This is a genomic window from Phytohabitans aurantiacus, from assembly GCF_027923225.1.
Taxonomy (GTDB): Bacteria; Actinomycetota; Actinomycetes; order Mycobacteriales; family Micromonosporaceae; genus Phytohabitans; species Phytohabitans aurantiacus.
Genome location: NZ_BSDI01000032.1, coordinates 153,547 through 168,263, shown reverse-complemented (window position 1 = coordinate 168,263; position 14,717 = coordinate 153,547). Strand labels below are relative to the sequence as shown.

At 70.0% G+C, this 14,717-nt stretch carries 10 protein-coding genes; 3 read left to right on the top strand and 7 right to left on the bottom strand.

Annotated features, from left to right (window positions below):
* Nucleotides 1-226 precede the first annotated feature (226 nt).
* The 5 genes from QMG73_RS28615 to QMG73_RS28595 all read right to left on the bottom strand — a co-directional run bounded on the left by QMG73_RS28615 (nucleotide 227) and on the right by QMG73_RS28595 (nucleotide 11,042).
* Nucleotides 227-670, bottom strand: coding sequence for a hypothetical protein (locus tag QMG73_RS28615; RefSeq protein ID WP_281900741.1), 444 nt, complete (start codon nucleotides 668-670; stop codon nucleotides 227-229).
* Nucleotides 671-677: 7 nt separating this feature from the next.
* On the bottom strand, nucleotides 678-8,366 hold the full coding sequence (locus QMG73_RS28610) for an RHS repeat-associated core domain-containing protein (RefSeq protein ID WP_281900739.1): 7,689 nt from the start codon (nucleotides 8,364-8,366) through the stop codon (nucleotides 678-680).
* Nucleotides 8,367-8,472: 106 nt separating this feature from the next.
* The gene (locus tag QMG73_RS28605; RefSeq protein WP_281900737.1) at nucleotides 8,473-9,579 is read right to left on the bottom strand and encodes a Dyp-type peroxidase; all 1,107 of its coding nucleotides are present in this window, start codon (nucleotides 9,577-9,579) and stop codon (nucleotides 8,473-8,475) included.
* 4 nt (nucleotides 9,580-9,583) lie between these two features.
* A complete protein-coding gene (locus tag QMG73_RS28600) occupies nucleotides 9,584-10,030 on the bottom strand; it encodes a helix-turn-helix domain-containing protein (protein ID WP_281900735.1) in 447 nt (148 codons plus the stop codon).
* 82 nt (nucleotides 10,031-10,112) lie between these two features.
* Nucleotides 10,113-11,042: an LLM class F420-dependent oxidoreductase gene (locus QMG73_RS28595; RefSeq protein ID WP_281900733.1), complete on the bottom strand. Its 930-nt coding sequence runs from the start codon at nucleotides 11,040-11,042 to the stop codon at nucleotides 10,113-10,115.
* A gap of 60 nt (nucleotides 11,043-11,102) precedes the next feature.
* Here QMG73_RS28595 and QMG73_RS28590 point away from each other — a divergent pair, with 60 nt between their 5' ends.
* A complete protein-coding gene (locus QMG73_RS28590) occupies nucleotides 11,103-11,891 on the top strand; it encodes an SAM hydrolase/SAM-dependent halogenase family protein (protein WP_281900732.1) in 789 nt (262 codons plus the stop codon).
* Here QMG73_RS28590 and QMG73_RS28585 read toward each other — a convergent pair.
* The gene (locus QMG73_RS28585) at nucleotides 11,875-12,651 is read right to left on the bottom strand and encodes an N-acetyltransferase (RefSeq protein WP_281900731.1); all 777 of its coding nucleotides are present in this window, start codon (nucleotides 12,649-12,651) and stop codon (nucleotides 11,875-11,877) included. The two genes, QMG73_RS28590 and QMG73_RS28585, sit on opposite strands and share 17 nt — an antisense overlap.
* A gap of 114 nt (nucleotides 12,652-12,765) precedes the next feature.
* Between QMG73_RS28585 and QMG73_RS28580 the strand changes: the two genes are divergently transcribed.
* Both QMG73_RS28580 and QMG73_RS28575 read left to right on the top strand, forming a co-directional pair.
* A complete protein-coding gene (locus QMG73_RS28580) occupies nucleotides 12,766-13,485 on the top strand; it encodes a S1 family peptidase (protein ID WP_281900729.1) in 720 nt (239 codons plus the stop codon).
* 48 nt (nucleotides 13,486-13,533) lie between these two features.
* On the top strand, nucleotides 13,534-14,334 hold the full coding sequence (locus tag QMG73_RS28575) for a DNA-formamidopyrimidine glycosylase family protein (RefSeq protein ID WP_281900728.1): 801 nt from the start codon (nucleotides 13,534-13,536) through the stop codon (nucleotides 14,332-14,334).
* On the opposite strand, the gene QMG73_RS28570 is transcribed toward QMG73_RS28575, so the two are convergent.
* Entirely contained in the window at nucleotides 14,288-14,662 is a 375-nt protein-coding gene (locus tag QMG73_RS28570) for a hypothetical protein (protein WP_281900727.1), read from the bottom strand. The two genes, QMG73_RS28575 and QMG73_RS28570, sit on opposite strands and share 47 nt — an antisense overlap.
* Nucleotides 14,663-14,717: the final 55 nt, after the last annotated feature.

Genomic DNA, 14,717 nt, shown 5'->3' with positions numbered 1-14,717 from the left:
AGCCCGGCAAGAGCCCGCTGGACCGTGGAATGCGACGGCGGCGCCGATAGATCCGACCGATGCCTGAGAGGATCAATGTCGGACATGAGTGGTTGCGCTGAACACGATCGAGGTGGCCAACCCGGCTGACGCTCTCGCTCACAGTACCGGGCCACCGCCGCCTGGGCCGTCTTGGTGACGCCATCTACTATCTCACCCAGGAAGCCCCGATCGAGGCTTACCCGCGCTATCCGCGGCGCTCGCGAGCGCCCGCCTTACGCATAAGTTCAATGGCGGCACCACCAACAAGCAAAGGGTGCAGGGACCTAATATATGCGGCCCGCGAGTCCAACGCCCGATGCAAGGTACTCAAGTTATGAACACGGTCGGACATGATGCCGGGCTTCGCAAGACCCGCCTTCACGACGACATCCTCAAGATGTGCGACGAGCGTGCCAGACCCAGCATCAATCTCAACATGAACCAGAACAACCTGATCCGATAAGTCCAGCATGACCCTATATCGCACCCCGCTACCCATAAATGCAATTGCCGGCAACACGATATCTGTATATTCTGGCCCATTTAGTTCATAATCGTCCACCAGAAACCTGAGCGCACGTTCAGTTTCTGCCGGAAAATGCTTGAAGACATCACGAAGGGTTCGCTTACTCAAGACAGCTTCGCTCATTCTCTCGCTAGGGCCGCACCCGGACAACGACCCAGTGGTCGCCCTCTTGCCGCCATCCGTAACCCATGCCCTGAAGGTACCGGAGTTCCCGCCTGTACGTCTTTCCGGTTATGTACGTGTACCTGCCGCCCACGACCAAGGGCTCATGTGGATCCGAAACAAGCCAAATCTCACGACCGGAATTGAGGGCATCCTGGATGAACTTCTTATTCCTCGTCCAAGTCCATCCCCCGGTGCCCCCTTGCCCATTGTTTCTAGTGCCTTTGATGTTCAAAAAGTCCGCATCGAAACTTCCGTCAGGCTTATCGGCTATGTACTGTTCAATGTCGCCTTTCTTCCCTAGCAAGACTGGGCCACAGTTGTGAACCAGAACCGGTTCGTCGCCAGCCATCACATAGTACGTGTGGATGTCGTCGACGGTCAGGTTGTAGACGACGGCGTGCTGTTGGTAGGCGTGGGTGCCCGCGACCTGGACGAGGTTGCCGTCGGCGGACTTCAGCCACTGGCCGCGCTTGAGTTCGACCGCGTCGATCCACCGGCCGCCAGGCGTTTCGGCCTTGCCGTCGTCGTCGATCCAGAACGGGTGTCCGTCCGTCGCCGACAACGACTGCCTCGACCCGTCTTCACCCACGACCGCGACGTCGACCAGCGTCTTCGCGCCGTCGCCCTTGATGACCGCTGTCACCGGCCGGGCACCGGACTCATCCGACTCCGGGTCCGTGGCCATCACCCGGTCACCCGGCTTGACCTGCTCGATCGGCTTGCGGCTGCCGTCGGCCATCAAGACCTGCGTACCGGCGGTGAAGCTGTTGGACAGGCAGTCGCCGGAGCCTTGGGGTTTGGTGCCCATCGGGTCGACGAGGCTGGTGGGCTGGTTGAACACGTACGTGTAGGGGTTGGTGTCGCCCGAGCCGAGCCCGAGAGGGTCTTGGCTGATGAACCGGCCCGCTGATGGTGAGTAGAACCGAGCTCGGTAGTAGTAGAGGCCGCTGGGGTCGTCCTCTCGGCCGGTGAACCGGGTCGGGTTGCCCAGATCTTCGCCGGTGACGGTGGTGGCGCCGAACGGCTCGTAGGTGTACTCCGCGCCGATCGAGTGGCTGTCGGCGCCCGCGATGGTGTTGCCCAGCGCGTCGGTGAGCAGTGATCGGTCGCCGCCGGTGGTGGTGCGGTTGAACACCTCGTCGATGCCGCCGGTGAGCAGGCGCGCCGACGGCGTCGACCCGGTGTACTCCTGGGCGACGTTGAGCCCGTCGTACAGGTAGTTGGTGTTGACACCGCCGGTGCCGCGGCTGGACCGGCGACCTAGGCCGTCGTAGCCGTAGGAGACGCTCAGGCCGGGTTTGCTGTAGGCGGTGAGTTGGCCGCGGGCGTTCCACGTGTAGGTGGCGGTGCCGTCGGAGGTGAGGTTGCGGTCCGGGTCGTAGGCGTGGGTCGCGAACCCGTTGGTGATGAGCTGGTTGGCGTTGTCGTAGCTGGCCGGGCCGTACGCGGCGGGTATGGTGCCGCGGGCGAAGCTGCCGGCCACCCGGATCGGGTTGCCCGCCTCGTCGTAGGCGTAGGTGAGATCGCCGAGGGCAGCGGTGCCGCGGGTGTATGCGATCGAGGTGACCTGGCTCGCCGGGTCGTATCCGTAGGTCTGGGTGACGCCGGCGGGGAGTGTGAGGGTCTTGCGGCGGCCGACGGTGTCGTAGCTGATGGCAGCGATCTCGGTGTCGCGGGCGACGCTGGTGAGCTGGTCAGCGTTGTTGTACCCGTACACCACCTGAGGCTGTCCCGCGACCTGCAAGGTGGCGCGCCGGTCGGCTTTGTCGTAGGTGTAGTCGACCTGCCCCTGCGGGCTTACCGCACTGGTGACCCGGTCGAAGTCGTCCGGGGTGATGGTGGTGGTGCCGCCCGCCGAGTCCACGACCGTCCGCACCCGGTTGCCCGCGTCGTACGTGTAGGCGGCCTGGCTCTCCTGGGTGGTACCGGAGACGCCGTATCGCACGAGCTTGGGCCGGTCGAGTTCGTCGTACTCGTACGAGGTGACCTTGCCGCGGGCGCTGGTCGCGGTCTTGAGGTTGCCGTTGCCGTCGTAGTCGTACGTGGTGACCCGGTCGAGCGGGTCGGTCACCGTGTGCAGCCGGTCCGAGGAGTCGTACCCGTAGTCGGTGGCGTTCTGGCGCGGGTCGGTGACCGTCTTCAGGTTGCCATTCGGGTCGTACTGGTAGTCGGTGAGCCGGCCGATCGGGTCGGTGACCGTGCGGACGTTGCTGAAACCGTCGTAGGTGACCCGGGTGATGTTTCCCTGCGCGTCGGCCATCCGCACCGGACGCCCGATCCCGTCGACGGCTGTGCGGCTGACCCGCCCGAGCGGGTCGGTGACCGTCGCGAGGTCGCCCAGCACGTATCCGAAGCTGGTGGCCTTGGTGTCGTTGTCGGTGACCTTGGTGACCTGCCCGACCTCATTGGTGTCCAATGTGGTCACCCGGGACATCGGGTCGGTGACCGTGCGCAGCGCGCCGCTCGGCAGGTAGCCGTAGTCGGTGCTGTGCGTGAGCGGATCGGTGACCTTGCTGACCTGGTCGAACGGCCCGTCGTAGGCGATGGTCGTGCTGCGCGCGTTGGCCGTGCCGGCCAGCTCGGTGATGCCCGTGACGTTGCCGAAGGCGTCGTAGGCCAGTTCGGTACGCCGGTTCAATGCGTCCACATAGGCCGTCGGCAGGTTCGTGGCGGGGTCGCGGGTGATCTGGAGCGTCTGGGCGAGCGGCGTGCCGTGCGCCGCGGTGTCGCTGGTGCTGAAGCCGGCCGCATTGAACGTCACCCGCCGCACGTGGCCACGCGGGTCGGTCAGGTCGGTCCGGGTGACCCGGCCGCTGGCATCGGTGACGTAGGCGAACTGGAAGGTGCCGCCGTCCGGCAGCGTCTGCTCCTGGACGCGGCCGTTGGCGTCGTAGACGTTGGTGAGGTAGACGTTCTGGCGGGCATCCCGGATCGTCTTGAGCCGACCCGCCTCGTATGTGTACACGGTCTGGCCGCCGTTGGCGTCGGTGACCGTGTCGAGGTGGCCGGTGGCGTTGTAGGTGTACGAGACCGCGCGGCCGATGTTGTCCTCCGCGCGGATGATCCGGTCGGTGGAGTCGTGGCTGAATTTGATCCACTTGCCGTTCGGTGAGGTCACCTGCGTGATCGGCCCCTTGGCCCGTACGACGCCCAGGTTGTCTGGCTCGGAGGGCGCGCGGGTGATCGTCACCGTATTGCCGTAGCGGTCCCGGATCTCCTGCAGTGGCGCCTCGTCACCGAAGATGTAGACGGTGCCGTCGCGCATCCGCAGGTCCCAGCCGTCTCCGTTCCAGGCGAGGATCGAGCCGGCGAACCGGGTCGGGGTGGGGTCGGGTGCGAACGCCGCGTTGAGGTAGTCGCTGTCACCGGTGCTGCCCGGGGTGATGCGGTGGTACCGCACCCGGCCGCCGTCGGGCAGCAGCAGCCAGCAGTCCACGAAACGGTTCTCCGAGTACAGGTTGATGTCGTAGTCGGAGTTGACACCGGTGCCGAAGCTGCGCTTGCCGATGTCGCTCTGCTGGTACGTGCGGGTGAGGTTGAGCGGCATGACGTCGTCGACCACCAGGTCGGTGCGCTGGTCGACGAGCAGGCCGGTGCCGAGGTCAACGGGGTCGCCGCCGCGCGCGCCGCTGCCGGGCACCGGTGCCTGGGCCGGCGGCGGGTCGTAGCCCGGCGTGATGAGCATGGCGCCGGTGAACTGGTAGACCTCGGTGCCTTTGTCGGGCGTGACCTGCTTGCCATCGGGCGTGACGGTGCCGTGGCCGTAGACGAACCAGCCGCGCCCGGCCGGCTCGTAGTGCCAGAAGTCCATCTTGGACCCCGGCTTGGCCTTGGTGAAGTTCGGGTAGATGACGCGGGCGCCGGCCGGGAAGACATACGCGCTTCCCGGCTGCACCGTGAAGTACGACGGCACCTGGGCGCGCGGCAGCGGGAATGGCGAGCGGTCCAGCGGGATGGCGGTGATGCCGAGTTCGGTGACGACCTTGCCCGTCACGTCGCGGACGACAGCGCCCTTGGGCAGCCGCACCTCCAGGCCGGGAATGGCCGGGGTGGTGAGGACGACCTCCCGCTCCGCCGGCGAGGTGAACCTGACGGTGTGCTTGGTGTCCAGTTTGGACAGCCAGATGGTGTACGGCAGCACGTGCGTCTGGCCGGCGGTCAGGTCGACACCGATGTCGTGCAGGCCGAACACGCGCCCGGGCGAGCTGGCGCTGGCGCCGTCGACGCGCAGCACGCGGCGGCCGGGTTTGAGGTCGGCGAGCAGGAACCGGCCCTGTTCGTCGGTCTTGGCCTCGACCCCGTCGACGGTGACGGTGACGCCGGGCAGCGGCTTGGCGTCGAGGGTGAGCACGCGACCGCTGACCGCCGTCTTGCCCGCGGGCGCGCGTAGGGCCGGCGGCAGCGGCCCGGTCGGCTCGGGGCGGCGGCTGTCCCAGTCGGTGCCGGCGAGGTTCGCCGCATCCGGCCGCCACGACTCGCCGCCTTGACCGCGGGACGCCCGATCGCGGGCCGGCGTCGGCAACTTCTGTGCGGGTACCGGCTTCGCGGCGGTCGCCTGCTTGGGCGCCGGGGCCGGCAGGGTGCGAGGGATCTCGGCCTTGCCGTCGGCGTCTGGTGTGGCGGCCGCGAGGGCGCTGCGGGTGCCCAGGGTGAGCGTGGCCGAGCCGGTGAACGAGTACGGACCGATGGTGATCTCATAGGTACCGGTCGACGGCAGCGTCGCGATGCTGACTGACGACGCGCCGCCGCTGGAGGTGAGCACCTGCCCGTCCGGCCGGCGCACGACCAGCCACGGGTAGTACGTCATCGTGACGTTGGTGAACGCCAGCGCGAGGTTCTGCCCGGCCGTGCCCGCGTACGTCAGCCGGGCGCTCTGCCCGGCCCGGGAGATGGTGACCGTCTTGGCGGTGTTCAACGTGATCGTGCCGGCGTTGAGCTGCTCGGAGAGCGTCAGGGTGACCGAGCCGGCGCCGAGGTTGCCGGCGTACACGATGAGCCGGTAGGTGCCGGCCGCGCCCGCCGTCGCCTCCAGGCTGCCGTCCTTCTGGACGGTCGTGTCGGCCACCACGCCACTCGCGGAGTTGATGACGCGGGTGCGCAGCTCGGTGCCGGTGTAGGTCCAGTTCGTGAAGCCGAACGAGAGCCGCTGGTTGGCGGTCGCGGTGAAAGAGGTCTCCACGTACTGGCCGGCCGTGCTGGTGAGCACCTTGGTGGCGCCGCCGACGGTGGAGGCGCCGGCGTCAGCGCGCTGGCGCAGTGTGAGCGCGGCCGACCCGGTCTCCGCGTACGGCGACAGGATGATCTGGTAGGTGCCGGCCACCGGCAGCGGGTCCAGGTCGAACTCGAAAACCTCCAGCACACCCTGCTTGAAGGCCGTGCCATCCGGCCGCACAACGGTCACGCCGATGCCGTAGGTGAACGTGTACGAGGCGAAGCTCAGGCTCAGCCGCTGCCCGGCGGTGCCGGTGAAGGTGAGCAGGGTCGTCTGCCCGAGCCGGCTGGCGGTCGCCGTCTTGGCGGTGCCGACGGTCAGCGCGCCGCCGTTCGCCTCAGCGGAGAGGGTCACCGCGACGGAGCCGGTGTTGGTGCCGTTGGTCAGGGACAGGCGATGGTCGCCGGTGACCGTGAGGGTGCGGAAGAACGTGGAGAGCGAGCCGACGTTGTACGTCGCGAGGAGGCCGCCAGACGGCGAGTAGAGGCGGGCTTGCACGGTGCCGGAGGAGAACGTCCAGTTGGAGAACGCGAACGACAGCCGCTGCCCCGCCGTCGCCGCGAAGGTGAGGTCGGCCGTACGCCCGGCCTGGGCGAGCGTCACGGTGACCGCCGGGCCGGTCGTGGTCAGCGTGCCCGCTGCCTGGCGCTGGCTGACCAGCACGGTGAACGAGCCGGTGCTGGAGCCAGGGCTGACCACCATCCGGTACGTCCCGGTGGCCGTCAGGTCGGGCAGGTCGATGTGGAGCGACTGGGGGAATCCCTCGGTGAGCACGGTGCCGTCCGGCCGGTACACGGTCACGTACGGCGCGTACGCGAACGTGTAGGCGGTGAAGTCGACGCTGAGCCGCTGCCCGGCGGTGCCGGCGAAGGTCATCAGGGCGTCCTGGCCGGGCCGGCTGATGACCACGGTCTTGGCGGTGCCGACGGTGATGGCGCCCGCGTCGAGGTCCGGCGACGCGGTGACCGTCACCGAGCCGGTGCTCTGGTCGGTGGTGCCGAACAGGAACCGGTAGTTGCCGGCGTTGCTGGCCGTGAACTCGTAGTCGCCGCCGCCCGTCACCGACAGCAGCGTCCGCGAGGTGCCGTCTGCCGTCATCACGACACTGCCGTGGGGCTCCAGCACCTGGGCCGTCGCGGTGACCGACGCGGCGAACGTGGCGCCGGTGAACCCCAGGTTGATCTTCTGGCCGGCCGCGGCGGGGATGGTGAGCTCGGCCTGCTGACCGGCCCGTGCCAGCGCCACGGTGGTGCCCGCGCCGGTGAGGCTGAGCGTCCCGGTGACCCGGCTGGACAGGGTGGCGGTGACGGTGCCGGTGGAGGCGCCGCCCGGGTCGACGACGATCTGGTAGGTGCCCGTGGTGGGAAGCGGGGGAAGGGCGAGCCCGCCGAACAGGTCCTGGTACTTCCAGGGCTCGTTGAACTCGTTCCGGGCGAACGGGGCCCCGTACGGCGAGAAGATCGCGATCCGGAAGTCGTTGCCGGGGAACGTCGAACTGGTCAGGCCGAGGCTCAGCCGCTGCCCTTTCGTGCCGTTGAACCGCCACACCGCCACCTGCTCGGCGGTCGGCACGCCGATCGACGCGCTGCCGGTGTCGATCGTCAACACACCGGTGTTGGCGATCGCCGCGGCCGCGTACGGCGTGGGCACGACGACGAAGTCGCTGCCGCTTGCGGCGCTCCCACCGGCGGTGGCCACGGTGACCCGGCCAGAGCCGGCCGCCTCCGGCACGGTCACGGTCAAGCTGGTCGCGGTCGCCGCGCCCACGCGGGCCCGGGTCCGCCCGAAGGAGACGATGTTGCCGCCCGGGCTGGTGTCGAAGCCGGTGCCGGAGATCGTCACGGTGGCTCCGGCCGCCGCGCGCGTCGGGCTGAGGGCGGTGACCGTGGGCACGGGCATCGCGGCGGCGAGGGTGAACGGCTGCGCGCTGGTAGCGGTGCCCGCCGCCGTGGTCACGGTGACCGCGCCGCTGGTCGCGCCGGCCGGGACGGTCACGGTGAGGCGCACCGGTGTGGCCTGGGTGACGATCGCGGCGGTGCCGTTGAAGCGCACGGTGTTGGCTGAGGCGGTGGTGGCGAAGCCGGTGCCGGAGACCGTCACGGTGGCACCGGCCGGCGCTCGGCTCGGCACCACGCTGATCACGGTCAACGCGCTGGCCGCGGAGCGCTGGATCGACAGCAGGTTGCCGCCGTCGTCGTATCCGTAACGCGCGCTCTGGCCCCCGGACGAGGTCTGGGTGACGCCGCGCAACTGTCCCGCACCGTCATACGCGTAGTCGACCGGGTTGGACGGCAGCGCCGCGGCGGCGCGAGCTGGGGCCTGGGCGGCCGCCGCCGGCACAGTGGCAGGTGGCGGGACGGCGACTGCGGCGGGCGCCTCCGGCGCCACCAGGAACCCGGCCGTGAGCACCGACACGACCGCGGCAGCCAGACCCATCTTCATAGCGACCCCCGTGACTCGCCTGAGCGGACGCCTCATCGTCAGGCGTCCCAGGCCGTCCCTCCAGATGCTGGGCCGCATCGGGGACGAGGTTGGGACAAGCCCGCGATCAGGGCTCGAGCAGCGGACGTCCCAGGTACCCGCCGGGCTCCGCGCCGGGCAGCGCGAAGAAGTAGCCACCACCCGTGGTCAGGATGTACCGGTCCAGCGGCTGCCCGGCAAGGCGGCGCTGCACGGTCGCGAAGCCGCGCTCCAGGTCCTGCTGGAAGCAGACAAAGACGAGGCCCTCGTCGGGATGGCCGGCGGCGTCCGGCGCCCGCCGGTACGAGTACGCCCGGCGCAGGATCCGGCTGCTCTCGGTCTGCGGGGTGCGCGGGTTGGCCAGGCGGATATGGGCGTCCACGGCGACAAGCCGCCCCGCCGGGTCGTCGGCGTAGTCGAAGTCAGCGTCTTCGCGGTCCCGGCCCAGCGGCGCGCCATCGCTCTTGCGGCGACCGAAGATCGCCTCCTGACGCTGGACCGGGTCGGCGTCCCACAGCGCGGTGGCGAAGCGGATCAGCCGGGCCACCAGGTAGGTGCCCCCGGCCGTCCACTGTGGCTCATCGCCGCCCGGCCGCACCCACACCACCCGGTCCAGCTCGGCAGCGTCGCCCGGGTCGGGGTTGCCGGCGCCCTCGCGGAAACCGAACAGGTTGCGGGTCGAGGGCCGACCGTCCGCCGTGACGGTGTTTTCCGCGCGGAACCCGTCGATCCGCCACCGTGGTGCCAGGTCCGGGTCGGTCAGCGGCTGCGGTGTACTGGCCGCGCAGCACTGGATGAGCAGATCGCCGTGACAGGATGCCTCGTCGAGCACGTCGCCGGGGAACGACGGCATGCGCGTGAGGCGGCGCGGTCGCTGCTCCGCCAGCCCGTACCTGCCGTCGAACAGCGACTCCCCGACCGCGACCGTGACCTCCGCAGCGGAACCGCGGGCGGCGTCGGTCAGCCGCCGGAAGAGCGCGACAAGGCCGGCGCGGTCGGCGGCCCGCACGTCGTACGCCGCCAGGACCGCCTTGTCTGGCGGCGGCGTGACGATGCCGGGCTGGTGGACCGCCACGCCCGCAACCGGTGAGCTGCGAGCCGTGACGGTGGCCACGAGGGCACCGGCACCACCGGCCGCAACCGCGGCGGCGCCGGCCAGCACAGCGCGGCGCGGCACCCGCTTGTCGACCCCCACGGCGTCAGGCGCGGGCGAAGCGCCGCCGGGCGAGCACACCCACCACGCCAGCGACCGCAGCGAGCGCGACAAGCCAGCGCAGCGGAAGCCGCCGGGCACTGGTCTCCGACACCACTGTCGATTGTGGAGATTGGTCACCGGGCGGCGTCTGGTCACCGATCCGTGCCGTCGCCCGAGCCTGCTGGGCCCGGCTCCACAGGTCGTGGAGCCGGGCGCTGTCGCCGCCGCCGTCTTCGCTGAGCGCGGCGACCACCTGCCAGGGCGGCAACGCGCGACCGGCCAGGTAACGCGACAGCGACGAGTCGCTGCTCAGCGTGGACCGCTCCAACTCGCGCAGGCTCTTACCCGTGCGTCTCCGAAGATCACGCAGCTGCGCCGCGAGCTCCGTGGTCAACTGCTGCGCCAGATCTGCCTGCTTGCCCGTGGTCGTATGCCGCGGCGCCGAGGTCATCCCAAGCCTCCCCGTGGATAGGACTCCCGGCGAGCAGTCTAGTCACAACCATCACTACATGTCTGCCCTTGAATGCACACAGTCACCCAGGGACCGCTGATGCCGCCAACTGTGGGGCCACCTCGCTGGCGAGGACGTCGAGGTGGTCGAGGTCGGCCAGGTCGAGGACCTGGAGGAAGAAGCGCGATGCGCCCAGCGCGGCGTACTGCCCGATCTGGTCGACGACCTGGTCGGGCGTGCCGAAGATCGGGGGCTGCTGGCCGATTTTCTCAGCGCGGGCGCGCGCCTCCGCCGCGGTACGTCCACATGCGACAGTCTGGGCGACGGACAGTACCATTGGCTGCTCGCGACCTTCGGCCTCGCACGCGACCCGCACCCGCTCGTACGCCTGCGCGGTCACGTCGACGGGCCGGAACGCCACGTTGTACTCGTCGGCGTATTTGGCGGCAAGTGCGGGAGTGCGCTTGGGTCCGACACCGCCGATGATGACCGGCGGGCCGGGGATCTGCGTGGGCTTCGGCAGCGCCGGCGAGTCGTACAGGTCGTAGTGGCCACCGCGGAAGCTGAACGTCTCGCCCGACGGGGTGGCCCACAGGCCCTTCACGATCGCCAGCTGCTCGGCGAGCTTGTCGAACCGCTCGCCGATCGGCGGAAACGGGATGCCGTACGCGGTGTGCTCCGGCTCGTACCAGCCGGCGCCGAGCCCCAGCTCGACCCGGCCGCCGCTCATCTGGTCGACCTGCGCGACGCTGATCGCGAGCGGCGCCGGCAGCCGGAACGTCGCGGAGCTGACGAGCGTGCCGAGCCTGATGCGGCTGGTCTGCACGGCGAGCGCGCCCAGCGTCACCCACGCGTCGGTGGGGCCGGGCTGGCCGTTGTCGCCCATGATGGCCAGGTAGTGGTCGGACCGGAAGAACCCGTCGAAGCCGCATTCCTCCGTGCGCAGGGCCACCTTGAGCTGGTCATCGTAGGTGGCGCCTTCTTGGGGTTCGATAAACACACACAGCCGCATGTGATCAACCCTAACCAACCCGGGCGGACACGAGCAGCGATCGACCGCTAACGTTCTGGCATGCCCGGTTACGACTGGATCAGCTTCACGACTGACTACGGACTCTCCGACGGGTTCGTTGCCGCATGTCACGGTGTGGTGGCACGGCTCGCGCCGCAGGTACGCGTCATTGATGTCACGCACTCGGTCGCACCCGGCGACGTGCCTCGGGGTGCCGCGGTGCTCGCTCAGACGGTGCCGCATCTGCCGCCGGCGGTACACGTGGCGGTTGTCGATCCTGGCGTGGGCACGGCGCGGCGGGGCATCGCGGCGCGCACGCCCGGTGGTCTGCTCGTCGGCCCTGACAACGGCCTGCTGCCGTGGGCGGCGGATGCGCTCGGCGGGCTCGAAGCCGTTGTCGAGCTTGCGAATCCGGAGTGGTTCGCGCCTGACGTCTCGCGCACGTTCCATGGTCGCGACGTCTTCGCGCCGGTGGCCGCCCGCCTCGCGCGAGGCGCGCCGCTCACCGACGCCGGCCCGCCCGTCGACGCCACGAAACTCGTGCGGCTGCCCGACCCGGTGGTCGCGGTCGGCGACGGCTGGCTGGAGGCGGAGGTGCTGACCATCGACCGGTTCGGAAACGTGCAGCTCGCCGCGCCCGGCGAGGCGCTCGACGGCCTCGGGCCGACGCTGCGCGTCGGTGGGGTCCGCGCCGTGCGCGGTGGCACGTTCGCCGAGGCCTCCCCCGGCGGCTTGATCGTGTACTCGGATTCGTCCGGCCGGGCAGCGGTGGCGGTGAACGGTGGGCGCGCCGCGGTCGTGCTCTCGGTGACACCGGGTGACGTGGTGCGGATCAACTCGACGAAGTGAGCCGGTGGTGCACCCAGACGTTGGGCTCGACGTAGACGGCGATGTCCTGCGCGACGTCGCAGTGCACCGGGCTGAGCGCCTGCGGCACCCGCACCGCGCCGCTGGTGTCGAAGGGCAGCCCGGTCCACTCGCGCCAGCGCTCCAGGCGGGCCGGGATGACCATGCTGGTGTGCGCGACGTTGACGATGCGGCCGCCGGCGCGCACGTGCACGCGCAGCCACGGGTCGACCGGCAGCCCGTCGTCGCGGGTCCACCTGGCGTACTCGTCGATCGGCATGTCAGGGTGCAGGTGCTTGCCGTTGGGGCGCACCGGCGCGACCAGGTCTTCGAAGCCGTGCTTGGCCGCGTTGTCGCGCATCGCCGCCAGCATCCGCCCCGACATGCCCGTGCCGCGCAGGTCGGGCCGGATGAGGATCTCCAGGGCTGACACGATCGTGGGCTGCCCGCCGCCCAGCCGGTCGTACGCGGACGCCCGGACCACCCAGTCCCACCCGCCGTCGGGCAGCCCGTCGTCGGGGTCGCCGTCCCAGGCGATCGGCACCGAGTGCGCCTTGGCCATCGGCTGGCCGGTGGCGCTGTCGACCGCGATGAGCACGAAGTCCGGGTACGCGGACACGTGGTAGCCGTAGTAGAACCACGCGGTCGGGTCGTTCGACATGAACGCCGGCCAGAATCCGTCGAGCTGGCCCAGCATCGGTGCCCACTCGGGCCGCTCGGCGACGGTGGCGATCTCCACGTCTGTTTCCGCCACTCCGGTCATGACCTTCATTCTGTTTCATCGCCCAGTGGTAGGGCGAGTTCGATATGCATCCACATATGCCAGTCAATCGATATGGTCGGGGCACCCCAATCCCACCGGGAAAGGACGGCGACCATGAAATCGCTCCGGCTGCTCCTCGTACTCGCACTAGCGGCCTTCGGCGTAGCCGTACCCAACGCCGCCAGCGCCGACATCGGCCCGTACGTCGTGAACGGGCGGCCCGCCACCGAGAACTACTCGTTCATGGTGTACGTGTCGGGCTGCACCGGTTCGCTGATCAAGGCCAACTGGGCGGTTACCGCCAAGCACTGCCCCACGCCCAGCTCCGTGCGCGTCGGCAGCGTCAACCGCACCAGCGGCGGCACCGTGATCGGCGTGACCCGTGCGGTCAACAACCCGAGCATCGACGTCAAGCTGCTCCAGCTGGCTGGCAACGTCACGCACGCGCCGGCACCCATCCCCACGACGTCCGGCGCGGTCGGCACCGCCACGCGGATCATCGGCTGGGGAATCACGTGCCCGAACCGCGGCTGCGGCTCAGCGCCCACCGTCGCCAACGAGCTCGACACGTCGATCGTCGCCGACAGCCGGTGCATCGGCATCAACGGGCCGGGCGAGATCTGCACCAACAACACCAACGGCAACGCGGGCGCCTGCTACGGCGACTCGGGCGGGCCGCAGGTGCGGATGATCAACGGGCGTTGGAACCTCATCGGCGCCACCAGCCGCGCCGGCAACAACAACGCCACGTGCGCGACCGGCCCGTCGATCTACGGCGACCTCCCGTCGATCCGCTCCTGGATCAACACCCAGGTCGGCGGCCTCCCCGCATAAAACGCCCCCTCCGCGCTCATATCCTCTCGCCGGCGGGAGGATATGAGCGTGCCGGAAGGGGACACCGTTTGGAACACGGCGCGCGGGCTGCACCGCGCGCTCGCGGGCCGCCGGCTGACCGCGTCGGATTTCCGGGTACCCCAACTCGCCACCGCCAGCCTCGTCGGCTGGACCGTCCTGGAGTCCCGCAGCCGGGGCAAGCACCTCCTGCTGCGCGTCCGCGACGAAGACGGCACGCGACAGCTCACGCTGCACTCGCACCTGCGCATGGACGGGGCCTGGCGGACATACGCGCCGGGTGAGCGCTGGGCCGCCCGTCCGGCGCACCTGATCCGCGCGGTACTGCGAACGGCTGACGCCGTCGCCGTCGGGTACCACCTGCACGAGTTGGCGCTGGTGCCCACCGCCGAAGAGGAAACGCTCGTCGGCCACCTCGGCCCCGACCTGCTCGGCACCGACTGGGATCCCGCCGAGGCGGCCCGACGCATCGGGCTCCACCCCGGCACGGCCATCGCCGAGGCGCTGCTCGACCAGCGGAATCTGGCCGGCATCGGCAACCTGTACAAGTGCGAGGTCTTGTTTGTGCGCGGCATCGAGCCGTGGACCGCGGTCCGCGACGTACCCGACCTGCCCGGCCTGGTGGCGCTCGCGCAGCGGATGCTCGCGTCCAACCGCGGCCGCTGGCTCCAGACCACGACGGGGTCGCTGCGCAAGACGGAGGCCAATTACGTGTACGGCCGGCGTGGCCAGCCGTGCCGGCGGTGCGGCACGCTGATCAAGATGCGCGAGCAGGGCGAGCGGATCACGTACTGGTGCCCTCGCTGCCAGCCGCCTCGACCAGCGCGGTAACCACGTCGGGCGGGGGCGTGCCGGCGGGCAGGAGGCGGTACAGCAGGCGCAGGTCGCCGAGCGCCTGCTCGACCGTCCAGCCGGCCGCCGCGCGTTCCCGTCCGAGTTGGGCCGCAGGCGGCTCGGGCGCCCGCCCCTGCACGATCGCCCTGGTCAACGCGTCCACCGCCGGTGTCCACCAGTCGCCCGGCGGCGCGTACCCGATCTCCTGGACACCGGCGCGCCACGCCTCGCGCAGCATCACCGCGTCCGTCCGGTGGCGGTAGCTCGTCCTCGCCCGCCGTTCGGCTGCCTTTGCCGACAGCCACCGGTCGCCGTCCATACCCATCGTCGGCTCCCCGCTCGCGCTCTGTTCGATTGCGGGCGTTCGCCCGCCATCACGA

Bases quoted from the DNA above. Each gene is read 5' to 3' on its own strand.
- QMG73_RS28600 (WP_281900735.1), bottom strand. From the start codon at position 10,030: ATGACCTCGGCGCCGCGGCATACGACCACGGGCAAGCAGGCAGATCTG.
- QMG73_RS28590 (WP_281900732.1), top strand. From the start codon at position 11,103: ATGCCCGGTTACGACTGGATCAGCTTCACGACTGACTACGGACTCTCC.
- QMG73_RS28615 (WP_281900741.1), bottom strand. From the start codon at position 670: ATGAGCGAAGCTGTCTTGAGTAAGCGAACCCTTCGTGATGTCTTCAAG.
- QMG73_RS28570 (WP_281900727.1), bottom strand. From the start codon at position 14,662: ATGGGTATGGACGGCGACCGGTGGCTGTCGGCAAAGGCAGCCGAACGG.
- QMG73_RS28585 (WP_281900731.1), bottom strand. From the start codon at position 12,651: ATGACCGGAGTGGCGGAAACAGACGTGGAGATCGCCACCGTCGCCGAG.
- QMG73_RS28595 (WP_281900733.1), bottom strand. From the start codon at position 11,042: ATGCGGCTGTGTGTGTTTATCGAACCCCAAGAAGGCGCCACCTACGAT.
- QMG73_RS28610 (WP_281900739.1), bottom strand. From the start codon at position 8,366: ATGAAGATGGGTCTGGCTGCCGCGGTCGTGTCGGTGCTCACGGCCGGG.
- QMG73_RS28580 (WP_281900729.1), top strand. From the start codon at position 12,766: ATGAAATCGCTCCGGCTGCTCCTCGTACTCGCACTAGCGGCCTTCGGC.